Source organism: Chitinophaga sp. YIM B06452 (genome assembly GCF_039655965.1).
Lineage (GTDB): Bacteria > Bacteroidota > Bacteroidia > Chitinophagales > Chitinophagaceae > Chitinophaga.
Map to the genome: position 1 here is coordinate 125887 of NZ_JAWLKY010000001.1, position 15055 is coordinate 140941.

At 50.4% G+C, this 15055-nt stretch carries 10 protein-coding genes; 3 read left to right on the forward strand and 7 right to left on the reverse strand.

The annotated features are described in order from the left end of the window. The first annotated feature begins 576 nt into the window (after nt 1–576). Both R3I13_RS00475 and R3I13_RS00480 read left to right on the forward strand, forming a co-directional pair. Nucleotides 577–1668 (forward strand): hypothetical protein, encoded by a 1092-nt coding sequence (locus R3I13_RS00475; RefSeq protein WP_346315937.1) that lies wholly within the window; start codon nt 577–579, stop codon nt 1666–1668. Between the two features lie 14 nt (nt 1669–1682). Next, nucleotides 1683–2342 (forward strand): hypothetical protein, encoded by a 660-nt coding sequence (locus tag R3I13_RS00480; RefSeq protein WP_346315938.1) that lies wholly within the window; start codon nt 1683–1685, stop codon nt 2340–2342. Nucleotides 2343–2487: 145 nt separating this feature from the next. Here the strand turns inward: R3I13_RS00480 and R3I13_RS00485 are convergent, their stop codons facing one another. Beyond that, nucleotides 2488–2649 (reverse strand): DUF3606 domain-containing protein, encoded by a 162-nt coding sequence (locus R3I13_RS00485; RefSeq protein ID WP_346315939.1) that lies wholly within the window; start codon nt 2647–2649, stop codon nt 2488–2490. A gap of 84 nt (nt 2650–2733) precedes the next feature. On the opposite strand from R3I13_RS00485, the gene R3I13_RS00490 reads away from it, so the two are divergent. Next, nucleotides 2734–5016 (forward strand): GH92 family glycosyl hydrolase, encoded by a 2283-nt coding sequence (locus tag R3I13_RS00490; protein ID WP_346315940.1) that lies wholly within the window; start codon nt 2734–2736, stop codon nt 5014–5016. 95 nt (nt 5017–5111) lie between these two features. Here R3I13_RS00490 and R3I13_RS00495 read toward each other — a convergent pair whose 3' ends face one another. The 6 genes from R3I13_RS00495 to R3I13_RS00520 all read right to left on the reverse strand — a co-directional run bounded on the left by R3I13_RS00495 (nt 5112) and on the right by R3I13_RS00520 (nt 15001). Further along, complete coding sequence (locus tag R3I13_RS00495; protein ID WP_346315941.1) at nt 5112–7403, reverse strand: GH92 family glycosyl hydrolase; 2292 nt, start codon at nt 7401–7403, stop codon at nt 5112–5114. Between the two features lie 101 nt (nt 7404–7504). Then, entirely contained in the window at nt 7505–9148 is a 1644-nt protein-coding gene (locus tag R3I13_RS00500) for a RagB/SusD family nutrient uptake outer membrane protein (RefSeq protein ID WP_346315942.1), read from the reverse strand. Nucleotides 9149–9168: 20 nt separating this feature from the next. Then, entirely contained in the window at nt 9169–12099 is a 2931-nt protein-coding gene (locus R3I13_RS00505) for a SusC/RagA family TonB-linked outer membrane protein (protein WP_346315943.1), read from the reverse strand. 997 nt (nt 12100–13096) lie between these two features. Beyond that, a complete protein-coding gene (locus tag R3I13_RS00510; protein ID WP_346315944.1) occupies nt 13097–14137 on the reverse strand; it encodes a substrate-binding domain-containing protein in 1041 nt (346 codons plus the stop codon). Between the two features lie 206 nt (nt 14138–14343). Continuing rightward, on the reverse strand, nt 14344–14589 hold the full coding sequence (locus R3I13_RS00515) for a hypothetical protein (RefSeq protein WP_346315945.1): 246 nt from the start codon (nt 14587–14589) through the stop codon (nt 14344–14346). Between the two features lie 34 nt (nt 14590–14623). Next, nucleotides 14624–15001 carry a hypothetical protein gene (locus tag R3I13_RS00520; protein ID WP_346315946.1) on the reverse strand — a complete coding sequence of 126 codons (378 nt, stop codon included), beginning with the start codon at nt 14999–15001 and terminating at the stop codon, nt 14624–14626. Nucleotides 15002–15055: the final 54 nt, after the last annotated feature.

The following is a 15055-nucleotide window of genomic DNA, read 5'->3' on the forward strand; positions in this document are numbered from 1 at the left end:
AAACACAAAAACAAGAGGCCGGTTCAATCTCCCTCAGGAATCCTTTCGAAAACCCTTGCGGCCTCTTGTTCCATGGGGAAAACCACAAGTTTCTGTCAAAGCCAGCAGCTCCGTCGTGCAGAAAAGAGATACTGATACGATATCGCAACAATGATTTTTGTCATTAAGGGAGTTTTTTTTTAAATTGCCTATGATTTTTAGTCATTTGCCCTAAAAAATATTATTCGTTTTGTTTGAAATCCAGTCAGTAGCTATTGCGATATAAATTCAACTCAAGCACCCAAAATACCTCTCCAAAAACATTTGAGTTTTTATTAATTTATTGACTCAGCGAAATGTTACAACATTCGCAACATCAATGGTTTTTTACAGGCGTTGTTTATTGACTTTAATTCTATAACCCTTCAAAATCCAATACTCTATGAAAAAATTTCGTTCCACCACAATTCTATTTTTTATTAGTATTTTCTTTTAAGTTCCTGTACATCCCAAGATGATCCTCCTGCAGAGCCACCTCGTGCGGATATATTTGGTGGCATTTTAGGAGTACAGAACTTGTTTAAGAGGTCTATCAATATGGATACTCTCGCGAAGATTACGGGTAGAAGGGAAAAAATTTTATGGGAGCAAGCAATCGTATACCGGCTTCAAAATAGCACAGTTTATCAAATGCCGGTTGCTTCTACAAATCCAAGGGTCTACAACATTAGATTAAAAAACAGCCCACTACAACGCATTGACGAGATACAGAAACAGGTTGGACATAATTTTATCATTTTCAATCGGTTTGATAATGGTGGCTTTGAGCTTTTACGAATGACTGTCCAACCGGATGAAAGATATACTCTAGGTCAAAGCACAAACGAAAAATTTAAGTATAGGAAAATGGATACCGCATTTTCAGGAATGGTATTTTATCATAGCATAAAGGACGAATTCATGGGCGGTTGGCAATTTGAAAGAGGTAAAGCAATAAAGAAGGTCAGATATATTGAACATGACCCGAATGGTAAGATCGTGACCTGTACTAATGTAACAATAGATTATTATTGCCAAACATGTAATGATTACTATACAAATGGTGTTTACACTGGTAGCTCATGTGGAGGATGGACATACTGTGGGCCGGCAGGTGAACTCTTTTTCTGCACAGTAGAAGAAGAGCCTGGTGACCCTTCCGGTGGAGGCGGGCCGACACTTGGGCCGATCGGTTGGCGGGGATGGGCTGCCGGGTCAAATTTGTGTGGAAATATTAATTATTTTCCGATGGCTAAGGTCGGCAATAGCTGGACAGGACAAATCAACTTTGTTCGTCCAAGGTTTGTCTTTGAATCGACCAGTTGGGTTGACAGAAGAGATATACCGTTGAGCTTTGCTAATGTTTGTGTTACTCTGCCCGAATATGGTTTGTTCAATTCCAGTATGGCTTCCGAGGCGTTCCGTTTATTACACAACAGTGCAATTGAGGAAACCCTTCTCAGACTTAGCCTTTTGCCACAACCACCTCCGCCAACGCCATTAATCGATGCAATCGTCCGTGAAACTTTCCAAGAAACGTTTGACGAGCTAATGCGAAACTTTAATCCAAAAGCAAGAATCACTTCCGGCCCCTGTATTGGTACTGGCATCCCGCAATCAGAACCTGTTTACGGGGGAAATTGTAACTAACATTTAAATTTTATATGGAACCAGCAACACTTTTTACGCTTCTGAACGATGTTGTGAAGTATTATTCAATTGGACAACGGATAATACCTGCAGAATACCAAGGATATAAAAATTGGGAGGAGACGGTTAGAAAAAAATTTTATTTGATTCAATCTGGAACTCATCATCCGTGGTTAGATGTATTGTCGGCATTTGAACAGAAGCGGTTTGTTGATGATGATACTATTGATTGTTCATCCTTTCAATTTCCGAGTTTGACCCTACGGTTGGTGCTGGATCGATTCTCTTTTAGTGACGTAAAACGTGAAAGGACCTTTGTTTTGGATCTGTCTTTGTTAAGTCCGTTTTATTCCGCATATGTTGAAGACAGGTTTGTTGTAGGCCCAGCGCTAAATCTGGAGCAATATGTTCCAGGGAAGAATTATTCACTGCACAATTTATCCACTCAGCACCCTGAATTTTCTGGATTAAAAACGATTGCTGAGAAAGTAATTCCATCAGTTTATAGTGGCTATCAGTTTATTGATCATTATCATCTTTTTCAGCATAAAATCGATAATATTCAAACATATAATGTGATCCCTGGCGAATTAAAAAGTCGTACCCTATATAATATCTTGTTTTCCGACTACCATCAAGGGGCGGAAGGTTTTACATACAGGGTTACCTCGTAATTGTTTATTCTTGATGCTGTTTGTTTCTAAAACTTAATACAGCTATCATTCTGAATCATAGAAAGAGGGTGCTTCAATAATTTTGAGGCACCCTCTTTCAATCAAGCCATGCACGATGTTTTAGTTCTAACTATTTTCCAAGATACTAGTTTACATCCTTAACCATCGGCCCGACGGCTTCCATAGCTTGCCTCAGCTTCTCTTGTGAAACTCCGAGCTTTAGTGACCAGGACTTTAACTCCCGGGGTTGATTTACGTTAATCCGCATATCATCCTGCTTACCGGTATTTTTTAAATTGTCTGTCATAACAACCAAAGTTCCCGCAAATCCGCTACCTACCTACGCTAAAACGATTTATCTTTGAAAGGATCAAAATCAATTACCTGTAGCATGAGAAAATTCTCCTTTATCCTGTTACTCTCCTGCCCGACCCTGCTGTATGCGCAAAAGCCCGTACAGTACGTAAGACCGGTCATCGGCACGGAGAAGATGGGGCACACTTACCCGGGAGCCACCGTGCCGTTTGGCATGGTGCAGCTCAGTCCGGATACCGATACCATTCCTTATGAAATGAATGGCAAATACAATCCTGACGTATACAAATATTGCGCAGGCTACCAGTACACAGACCGTACCATCACCGGTTTCAGCCACACCCACTTCAGCGGCACCGGCCATTCGGACCTGGGCGACTTCCTCATTATGCCCACCACCGGCCCATTGCAGCTGAACCCCGGCACGGCAGACCACCCGGAGAACGGCTACCGCTCCCGCTTTTCGCACAACAACGAAACCGCTGAGCCCGCTTATTACAAAGTAAAGCTGGATGATCACAACATCCTCGCGGAGCTTACCGCTACCAACCGCGTGGGCTTTCACCAGTACACCTTCCCTTCCGGCGGCGATGCCCACATCATCCTGGACCTGATGGCCGGCATCTACAATTACGACAACAAAAATGTATGGACATTCGTAAGGGTGGAAAACGACACGCTGGTAACCGGCTACCGCCAGACCAACGGCTGGGCCCGCACCCGGACGCTCTATTTCGCCATGACCTTTTCCAAGCCCATCAAAAAGTACGGCCACCGCAATTATGCGAACGACGTGTACAAAGGTTTCTGGCGCAAGTTCAACCAGGCGGAGAACTTCCCTGAAATGGCCGGCCGTAACATCCGCGCCTGGTTCGATTTTGATACCAGGGCGGGAGAAAAGGTACAGGTGAAATTCGCACTGTCGCCCGTGAGCACCGAAGGCGCCCGGCGCAACCTCGCAGCTGAAATACCCGGTTGGGATTTTGAAACGGTGAAACAGCAAAGCCAGGACGCATGGAATAAAGAGCTGTCCAAAGTAAGCGTGAAAACCATCCGGCCCGACGATCTCATCAACTTCTACACCGCCCTCTACCACACCTATCTCGGCCCCACGACCTACATGGATGTGGACGGCGGCTACCGCGGCATCGACCAGCTGAACCATACCGCCAACGGTTATACGAATTACAGCACGTTCTCCCTCTGGGATACCTACCGCGCCCTTCACCCGCTGTTCAATATCCTGCAGCCGCAACGCAACGCGGATATGGTGCGCAGCATGCTGGAGCATTACAACCAGAGCGTGCACAAAATGCTGCCCGTATGGAGCCACCAGGGCAATGAGAACTGGTGCATGATCGGCTACCACAGCGTATCCGTGATCGCAGACGCTATCATGAAAGGCAACATCAAAGGCTACGACGCCATGCAGGCGCTGGAAGCATGCGCCAACACCGCCCGCTACAAACCCTACGATGGCCTGGAATGGTACATGCAGATGGGTTACGTGCCGGAAGACAAGAACGGCTCTTCCGTTTCCAAAACGCTGGAGTATGCCTACGACGACTGGTGCATTGCACAGGTAGCGCAAAAGCTCGGCCGCCGGGACCTTTACGACGAATTCATCAAACGCAGCCTGAACTACCGCAATGTGTTCGATCCCTCCACCGGCTTCATGCGCCCCCGCCTCAGCAATGGCGGGTTCCGCAAAGAGTTCGACGTGCTCAGCACGCACGGCCAGGGTTATATTGAAGGGAATGCCTGGAACTACAGCCTGTACGTGCCGCAGTATCCCGCTGAAATGATCGCCATGATGGGCGGCCGCAAACAGTTCACCGGCCATCTCGATTCCCTCTTCACCATGCACCTGCCCGATGCATTTTTTGCAGAAACGGAAGACATTACCCGCGAAGGCATCATCGGCAACTACGTGCACGGCAACGAGCCCGCCCATCACGCCGCCTACCTCTACAATTGGACGGACGCGCCCTGGAAAACGCAGGAACGCATCCGCATGATCCTCGGAAAAATGTACAAACCCACGCCGGACGGCCTCGGCGGCAACGACGACTGCGGGCAGATGAGCGCCTGGTACCTTTTCAGCACGCTCGGCTTCTACCCCGTTTGCCCCGGTTCAACAGAATACGCCCTCGGCAGCCCTGCCATACAATCCGCTACCATCCAGCTGGAGAACGGGAACACCTTCGCCGTGGAAACCGTGAACCAAAGCGCGCAGAACGTGTATGTGAAGAAAGTGGTGCTGAACGGGAAGACCTTGCAAAAACCTTTCATCCACCACGAAGACATTATGAACGGCGGCAAGCTGGTTTTCCATATGGACCGCAAGCCGGCCCGCTGATAGTTGATATAAAAAAAACATCCCGAAGAATCGGGATGTAATGTATACAGTGAACAATGAAATAGCAATTAGAGCTACTATTCCAGTATCTTTGATTATTTTTTAGTTGTTGAATACGAATACGGGAATGCATCTTCCCTGGTACCCCTCACTTTCTCCGGAGCCGCCCCCATCACTACTTTCATGACCCCGCCATTTTGTATCTGGCTGTGGCTGATCCAGTTTTTCGTATGTGCTTTACCGTTAAGGGTGACGCTTTGTGTGTAAACATTGGTCTTGCTGTTGCCCGGCGCTTCCACTACAAAACGTTTCCCGTTTTCCAGCGTCACCGTCATTTTCGGGAACAGCGGCGCGCCCAGCACGTACTGGTCTGTACCGGGGCATACCGGGTAAAAACCCATGGCCGAAAACACGTACCAGGCCGAGGTTTGACCGTTATCCTCATCACCGCAATAGCCGTCTGCACCGGAATGGTAGAGCCTGTCCATCACCTGGCGCACCCAGTACTGGGCTTTCCAGGGCTGGCCGGCATAGTTGTAGAGGTATATCATGTGCTGGATGGGCTGGTTGCCATGCGCATACTGGCCCATGTTGGCGATCTGCATTTCCCTGATCTCGTGTATCACGCTGCCATAGTAGCTTTCGTCGTACACCGGCGCCATTACGAATACGGAATCCAGCATTTTCGCGAACTGCTGGCGGCCGCCCATCATCCCTGCCAGTCCTTCCACGTCGTGGAAAACGGACCAGGTGTAGTGCCAGCTGTTGCCTTCTGTGAAAGCATCACCCCATTTGAAAGGATTAAAAGGCGCCTGGAATTTGCCGTCTTTGTTTTTGCCGCGCATCAGTTTGGTTTCCGGGTCGAAGATGTTGCGGAAGTTCTGGCTGCGTTTTGCAAAGCGGTCTATTTCCGCCTGCGGGCGTTTCAGCGCGATGGCCAGCTTGTAGATGGTGAAATCATCGTAAGCGTATTCCAGCGTGCGGGCGGCATTTTCATTCACGTTCACATCGTAGGGCACGTAACCCAGCTCGTTGTAGAACTTCACGCCTTTGCGGCCCACAGACGACATGGGGCCTTCATTTTCAGAATTCTTCAGGATGCCTTCGTACAGGGCTTCGATATCGTACCCGCGGATGCCTTTCAGGTAAGAATCCGCGATGAGGGAAGCGGAGTTGGAACCGATCATGCAATCACGATGGCCGGGGCTTGCCCATTCAGGCAGCCAGCCGCTTTCTTTGTAAGTATTGGCCAGCCCTTCCATGATGTGGCTGTTCAGCTCGGGATACATGAGGGTAAAGAAAGGGAACACGGCGCGGAAAGTGTCCCAGAAGCCGTTGTCCGTAAACATATACCCGGGCAGTACCTGGCCGTTGTAGGGGCTGTAGTGCACGATCTTGTTGGCCGCGTCATATTCATAGAACTTGCGGGGGAAGAGCAGCACGCGGTAGAGGCAGGAGTAAAAAGTGCGCACCTGGTCTGAAGTGCCGCCTTCCACGAGCATCCTGCCGAGCTCTTTGTTCCAGCTCTGTTTGGCTTTTTGTTTGGTAGCGTCAAAACCGTCGCTGCCTACCTCGCGCTGGAGGTTCAGTGCGGCTTGTTCGGGGCTGATGAAGGAAGACGCCACTTTCAGGTGTACTTTCTCGCCTTTAACGGTTTTAAAGCCCACTACGGCGCCTACGTGATCCGCTTTGTATTCCAGCGTGTCTTTCGCCAGGCGGTTGCCGTTCCAGGCGTGTGCCACGGTAAACGGCTTATCGAAGGTGATGATGAAATAGTTCTTAAAGTTCTCCGGTACGCCGCCGCTGTTGCGGGTGGTGTAGCCGATGATCTTATTTTCTTTCGGGATGATCTTGATATACGATCCTTTGTCGAATGCGTCTACCACTACAAACGCGCTGTCTGTAGCGGGAAAGGTGAACCGGAACTGCGCGGCCCTTTCGGTGGGCGTGATCTCGGTGGTTACGTCCGCATCGGCGAGGTAAACGCTGTAGTAATAAGGTTTTGCCACTTCCGCTTTGTGGGAGTACCAGCTGGCGCGGGCATCCTGTGTGAATTGCAGCTTCCCGGTAACGGGCATGATGGCAAACTGGCCATAGTCGTTGATCCAGGGGGAAGGCTGATGTGTTTGTTTGAAGCCGCGGATCTTATCTGCACTGTACTGGTAAGCCCAGCCGTTACCCATGGTATTGGTTTGCGGCATCCAGAAGTTCATAGCCCAGGGCACTGCAATAGCCGGATAAGTGTTACCGTTAGAGAGGCTTCCTTTGGAATCGGTTCCCATGAGGGGGTTCACCCATTCTACGGGGTCTGTTACTTTGAGGACTTTTTGAGCGTTGGCATGTAAGCTGGCGGTAAGGGCAAGGATACACCATACGAGTTTATTCATTGCAAAATCGATTTTGTTAAAAAAGAGGGGCCGGCCCAGGAATGGGCCAGCCGTTAGATGCTACTCTTTATTGTTTGTATGATAAGCACTTGTTCATGGGGTTATTGTTCATAACCCGGGTTCTGTTTCAGATTCTTATTCAGTACCATTTGCTGATAGGGAATCGGGAACAGGTTCCATTTATTGGCACCAGACGCGGTATGATCCCACCAGGTTGCGGTCGTAAATTTACCAAACCTAATCAAATCTGTACGTCTTTTCCCCTCAAAAATAAACTCGCGGCCCCGTTCTGCCAAGAATTCGTCCAAAGTTAATTCCGGAATTGTATAAGCCGCTGTGGGCCAATCAGTTGCAGAAAAGGCTCTTTTTCTCACCTCATTCACCAGGTCTACGGCTTCCTGGGTGGCTATTCCCCCGTTCTTCCGCATCAAAGCCTCTGCCTTATTGTAATAGATCTCCGCCAGGCGGTACAGCACGAAGTCATTATTCCAGTACTGGGCGGTGTTGGTCTGCTGGTCCGGCAGGTACTTCGCAAAGCGCGCCCCGCTGTTCTCCTCCCCGTCCATCATACTGCCCGGGCCGGTCTGGCCCTGGGAGTTCTTACGGATCTCTTTCACGAAGATAAGGGGTTTTCCGTTATATTCTTCAGTACCCAGCACCAGGGAATCCGCAACGCTCGTTCTGAGCGCAGGATGTTTTTTCAGCTCGCCGATCAGCATCCAGTTCGTTTTGCGCAGGTCGTTGGCTGCAAAGGCGTCGTAGGCCGTGGGGATCACCACGATGCCGTTATTGCCCCTGAAGCTGGCGTTGTAAGCGTCTTTCTGCAGGTAATGCCAGAGGTCTCCCTGCCATCCGAAGCGGAAATTGCCGACTGAGTAATCGTAGGCGATCTGGAAAAGATTTTCCGCGCTCAGGTGGTTGTCGGTTGCGAAAGGCTTCATAATGTTTGTTTCCAGCTTCGGCACCGCGCCAGACAGGCTGCCGCAGCTGCCGTCCAGGATCTTGTTGCAGGCGGCCACACATTCATCCCATTTGGGAGTGCCTGCCCATACCTGGGCATTGAGGTAAAGCTCGGCCAGCATGGCATAGCCCGCAGCCCGCGTCACACGGCCTACCAGCTTGCCTTCCAGCTTGGGCAGCAGGTCCACATTCTCTTTCAGCTCCTTTTCGATGAATGCCCACACTTCCGCCCGCGGCGCATTGGCGGGACTGGTGGGAATGCCTACTTCGGTAACGATGGGAATATTACCGTAAAGGTCCATCAGTTTCAGGTAATGCCAGGCGCGCAGCACCTTGGTTTCTGCGATGATGGAGGCTTTTTCAGCATCGGTCATGCCGATGGTCTTAAAATCAATGGCTGAAAGGTCTTTGATGGTATTGTTACAGAAACCCAGACCCCAGTACATAAGCCTCCATGGATTCCATGCGTTGTTGTCGTTCGCGATCCAGGTGTGGCGGTGCAGGCGTATCCAGTCGCCATTGTCGAACCCATGGCGGCCTTTGGTGGGCCAGGCCAGTTGGTCGGCACTCAGCTCGCTCACGCGCCAGTAGCCTACCTGGCCGGTGGGCGCGGCCCATGCGTTGGCATGCGTGAAAGGCCTGAGCACAGCTGCCATCACTTCCGTGCGGTTGTTGTAAAAATTTTCCGCCGGTATCTCACTGTACACTTTTTCATCCAGGTTGGTGCAGGCTGCGGCGCCCGTGAGCAAAGCAGCCATTCCCCATACTTTATGTTTCTTTTGCATGATCTTCATTTTTAGGAATTTTAGAACCCGAGGTTGAGGCCTACGGTGAAAGAGCGTGTTCTCGGATAAAAGCCGCGGCCATCGATGCCGGTAGTGGTGCCGTTGTCTTCCAGCTCAGGGTCCAGGCCGCTGTAGTTGGTGATGGTCACCAGGTTGCGGCCGGCGGCGTATACGCGCAGGTTGCGGATGTAGTTGTTCTTGAACTTGAAGCTGTAACCCAATGCCACGTTATCCAGCTTCACGAAACCGCCCGGCTCGAGGTAATAATCGGAGTACTGTGCAGGTACTTTCAGGTTCGCATGTTTGGTGAGCGCGCTGCGCAGCACGTTGTTGGGCAGCCAGCTCTGGTTACCGAAATACATTTCCTGCAGGTTCAGGATGTCGTACCCGAGCTTGCCGCGCCAGAAGATGGTCAGGTCCCATTTTTTATAACGCAGGTTGTTGTTCCAGCTAAACATCACTTTCGGCACGCCGTTGCCGATCACGCTGAAGTCGTCTTCCGTAATGGCGCCGGCCAGCACTTTGGAGCCGTCTTTTTTGTAGAACAGCCAGTTGCCTGATTCATCGAATCCCGCGAAACGTTTGCCATAGAAGTTGCCCAGCGGGCCGCCTTCCACTACGCGGATAGCAGGACCAAGATTACCAGGTGAAGGCAGGTCGCCGAATGTGAGCTTGTCCAGCCGGTAAAGGTCATTGGAAATGGACGTCATTTCGTTCTGCTGGCGGTTGAATGTTACGTCTGTGCTGTAAATGAAATTCTTCGTCTGCACCGGCGTACCGCTCAGTACTATTTCAAAGCCTTTGTTGGAAATGGAGCCAACGTTCGTATAGATCTTGCTGGTTACGAACGGCGGCAGCTGCGTATCATATTCATACAGCAGGTCTTGTGTTTTGCGCTGGTATACGTCGAATGAACCGCTCAGGCGGCCGCCGAACAGTGCGAAGTCCGTACCCAGGTTCCATTCTTTTTTCTTTTCCCAACGCAGATCAGGGTTCGGGTTGCGGGACGGGCCGAAGGTCTGGTACCATTCGCCGTTTTGCAGGTAAGCGCCGCCTGTTCCGAGCAGGATCAGGGAGTTGTAGCTGGTAAAACCGGAGTTGCCCGTAACGCCGTAACCGCCGCGCAGCTTCAGCTGGGTGATGATACGGTTGCCTTTCAGGAAATCTTCTTCATGCAGCGACCAGCCGAGTGAAAACGCGGGGAAGTTCGCCCATTTATTGTTGGCGCCGAACTTGGAGGAACCTTCATGGCGGAGGATCGCCTGGGCAAAGTATTTCTGTTTGTAAGAATAGTTCACCCTTCCGAAAAACGCCACCAGTTTGTAATCCCTTTTATCGCTGTCCATAAAGGCCTTGCCCTTGGTGAGATAAAGGCCGTTCTCCATGTTCCAATCCTGGAAAGCATCCGTGATAAAACCGGAGTTGTTCATGTTGTAGGTTTCAACAGTATTGTAATAATAACTGTATCCTCCTACCGCGGAGATGGTGTGGTCGTCTTTGATAGTGGTATTATAATCGAGAGTAGCTTCCAGGGTCTGATCCAATTCCATGCGGTTGGCTTTGTAGGCATAGCCGCCGCCTTCGTAGTCCTGTTGAGAAGACTGCGATGCGCGAACGCGGTACTGGCGGTCGTTCCAGGTGTTTCTCACTACTGCGCCGAACACGGATGCGCGGAGGCCTTTGATGATTTCCAGGCTCACCTTGCCGTCGCCCTGGATGGTCTGCTGGTCTCTTTCGCTCAGTTCCTGCTCCAGGCGGGCAATGGGATTGTAGTTGTTGAATGCGGAGGTTTGCAGGTAAGAGCCGTCAGGATTTTTAACAGGCGCGGTAGGGTTGCGCTGAACGGCCTGTTCAAAGTCTCCCGCGCTGCCGCCAAGCAGGTCTGCCTTGTTGAAGTTGGCGGAGAGGTTGGCCGTCATGCTCAGCTTGCCCTGCAGGCCCAGCTGGTTTACATTCAGGCGGCCGCCGTACTGGTTGCGGAAGTTGCGTTTGGCAATGCCTTCACCGCGGTTGTAATACACGGCTGCGCGGTAGTTGGATTTGTCTGTACCGCCGGTTGCGGACAGGGTATAATATTGACTGAGGTTATCTTTATTGATCAGCATGTCGTAGATGTCCGTATTGCCGCCGAGGTCGTTGGCGGGCGACAGTTTACGGAATTCATCGGCATTGAGCATCTGCGGTCTTTTCGCTACGGTCTCTCTCTGCAGGTAAGTGGCGAAGTTGTACTGTGGTTCGCCGCCCCTGCCTTTTTTGGTGGTGATGAGAATAACGCCGCCGGTACCGCGTGTGCCGTAGATGGCCGCGGCGGAACCGTCGCGGAGCACGTCTATGGAGGCGATGTCTTCCTGCTGCAACAGGTCCAGGTTACCGCCGGGTACGCCGTCTATCACAACAAGCGGGGCCACCGCGCCGCCGAGGGTGGTGATGCCGCGCATCTGCACGCTGGCGGATTGGTTGGGGTTGTTGCCGTTCACGCGGGTAATGCTGAGGCCGGGCACTTTACCCTGCACCAGGTCCATGGGTGAGCGGGCAACACCCGGGTTGAAGTTTTCCGCTTTGATAGAGGTTACAGCGGAGGTGATCTCCTTTCTTTTGAGGGTGCCATAACCTACCACCACTACGTCTTCCAGCGTTTTGGAAGAAAGTTTCAACTGAACGTTCAGCGTGGTGTTGCTGCCAGCCGAGATGGTGACCGTTTCGTAGCCGATGTAGGAAAATTCCAGCTGTGCGTCAGCATTGGGAACGTTGAGGCTGAAAGTGCCGTCTGCTACGGTAGACGTGCCGATAGTGGTGTTCACTACCCTGACGGTTACCCCGGGAAGCGGTGTTTGGTCCTTTGCGTCCGTCACCTTACCACGTATGGTGATGGATTGAGCATAGGTGAGGGAGGTGGTGAGCAGCATCAGGAAGCTCAGCCAACTCATGCGCATGGAAAACGTGGATCTCATTTTCATTGCAGTTGAAATTGGTTTGGTTAAAAAGTAATGACATAGGAAGTCCTGCCGCCCTGTTAAGGGCCGTTACGTATATGCAAAAAGATTCCTTCCCGGTGTTTCAACACAGGTTTGCAAAATCGATTTAGCATAGGGTTTATTGATGGCGGAATGGGTTGGGCAGTTTCAGCTGCCGGTTGCTACCTTTTCATTGTTTGTAATTGAGTTTTTTGTCAAAAAAAGAGGATCACTGCGGTGGAATCCGTCACTCGATCCAGCTTGGTTTCGTCGTTTTCGGGAGTAAACGCGGTCCACTCCCATCTGGCCTCATTAATAGCGTTTGTTCTCTACAGGCACGCATGCGTCGCGCCCATGTTTAGTTTCACTGTTTGTTTTGGAAGTGGATTTCAGCGACTTCCTTTTGGTTTCACTGTTTACAGCCCTGCCGGTGTTGCATGCAGCGGTGCTGTTAGTTTTTCAATTGACATCCGAGTTGGTTAAATAATATTTCAATAACGTTTCCTTCCCGCCCTGCATGAATGGCAATATCCCCCGGCGTGGTGCGGCCCCGCCTGCGGAGTAAGATCCCAGTCTCAACATCTCCAGGTTACGTATCCTGATGCAATGAATAACCCGTCTGTGGCGCATTTCCGCGCTGCTAATGCAAAATCGATTTAGCATTGGTCTTAAAAAAAAGGCCCGAAGGACTTTAACTTGCTACCCGGAAATAAAAACACTCCATAAATGTATAATTTATTTGCGGAAATTAACACTATTTTAAGCAAAAAAAATTACCGGTGCCGGTAAGACACTGATGCAGTAAGGGTTCAGAAGGTATATTAAATTTATGAATGAAAGGGTATTGAATCAATTCGCGTAAAAAAAATTGTTTCCCCGCGCAATAAATGAAATGCTAAACTCGGAAGGAGATAAAGATATTTAAACTTCTAATGACGCAGTGACCAGGAAATTTACAGTCTGGAAAACTCCAGGTTCAGCGACATGACACAACTCACGCAGATCCCCGCCGGATAAACTTCCCGGGCACCTGTACCTGGCTCTTCCTGGTGTAACGCTGGCTTTTGTCCAGCTGGTTCATCAGCAGGCCCATAGCTGTTTTCGCGATCTCTTCGATCGGCTGTTGCACCACCGTAATGCCGGGAGGATACAGCCGGAAAATATCATGGTCGTCAAAACAGATCATCGCCATGTCGTCCGGTATCTTTAGGCCAAGGCCCGCAATACTTTCCAGGCCGAGAATGCCCAGGTAGTTAGTGGAAAAGAAGATGGCATCCATCCCCTTGTTGTCTTTGATGAACTGCTGTATGCTGCGTACGGATTCTTCGCGGGGACTGCTGTAACCGATCTTCAGTATCTGCTTGTTCTTCACGGTGATGCCATGGTCGCGGAGGGTTTCTTTGTAGCCCTGCAGCCTGTCCTGCACCTGCACCAGCTCCATATCCACGGTTACGAAACCTATCTTTTTGTAACCTTTATCCAGCAAATGTTCCATACCCTGCTTTACGCCGGCCAGGTTGTCTATCAGCACATAGGGAACGGCCAGGCCGGGAAAATAGCTGTCCATCAGCACTACAGGCCGCTTGTGGGCCAGCAGCTGCTGGATGTCCTTTTCCATGCCGGCTGCCGGGGTGATCAGGTAACCGTCTACCTGCTGGCGGCTGAGCATGCGGATAAGGTCGCTACCTTTCTGGGCATTGTTTTCGGTACTGCAATAAACGATGTTGTAGCCGAAGCGGTCCGCTTCAGTTTCGATCACTCTCGCCAGCGCGGCAAAAAAACTGCCGGAGATGCTTTCCACGATGAGCCCGAGGGTTTTGGACTGGCCGGTACGGAGGTTCACCGCCACGGAATGCGGCTGGTAACCGGTCTTTTTGACCACAGCCATCACTTTTTCCGCCAGTTCGTCGCTGATGCGCATCTGGCGGGCTTTCCCATTTAACACAAACGACACAGTGGAAGGGGCTACTCCCGCCATTTTTGCCACATCTTTCAGGGATAATCGCTTCATTTCCTGGCCTTTCATATCTTTCATGTATACAGCTACTATTTTTTTGGTTGGCCGGTGCGGCTCGTCGAGGTTGATTTGTCTTCAAAAGTGGAATTTACAGCAAAAAACCGGGAATTCCGGGGCACGGGGCAATATAATTGCTTTCAAAACAATTCCCAACCGCCACTGCCGGCGGGCACCCCCATATGCCTGATACACTTTGCGGCGGCGCCTTAACGCTGCCGGGTACACTAAATACCCAGGGAATTGTCCACCCTCCTGTAGTTCATCCGCCAAAGGATGTTCGCCAGCTTGCGGGCGGTGTTCTTTACAAAGGTTTCGCTCTTTTCCGGGAAATATACATGCAGGGATTCATGCAGGCTCACTTCCAGGTGTTTGCGGCCCTGCAGCCTGCTGTCTATCACAATGGTATTGCAACCGTAATCAGACATCCCGTAGGCTTTTTCTCTTCCCAGTTTCTTATAGATGACTTTCATACTCCACTATTTGTACTAAAGGTACGAAGAAAGCTCAAGGACGGCGGATCATTATGTGACGTGTACACGTTATTTCTTCCTTGCTGATCTGCAGGTAAGTGAAGCGGATGTTGCTGTAGTTCTTTTTGTTAGACATAACCACCGCCAACCTCTTCGCGATGTTCCCTGAAATGCGCGCCAGCTCTGAAGAATCGCTGTTGCAGTAATACACGGAGGAATTGATGAAAGTCACCTCGAATGTCCCTGTACTGTTGTCGTTCTGCAGTGCAAAGTCGTCGTGGGCAAGCTCCACCTCGCAGCCGCAATCTTCCTGCAGCTGTTGGCGGAAACGTTTTTCGTCATCGGAAAGAAGTTCCCTGCTGGTATTGCAGGAAATTGTGAACAATAAAAACAATAAGATAAGCCGGTTCATTTTATGCTTCGCCATTTATACTGAGGTCATATATTTTTTTTCGGTAAGTGGTTC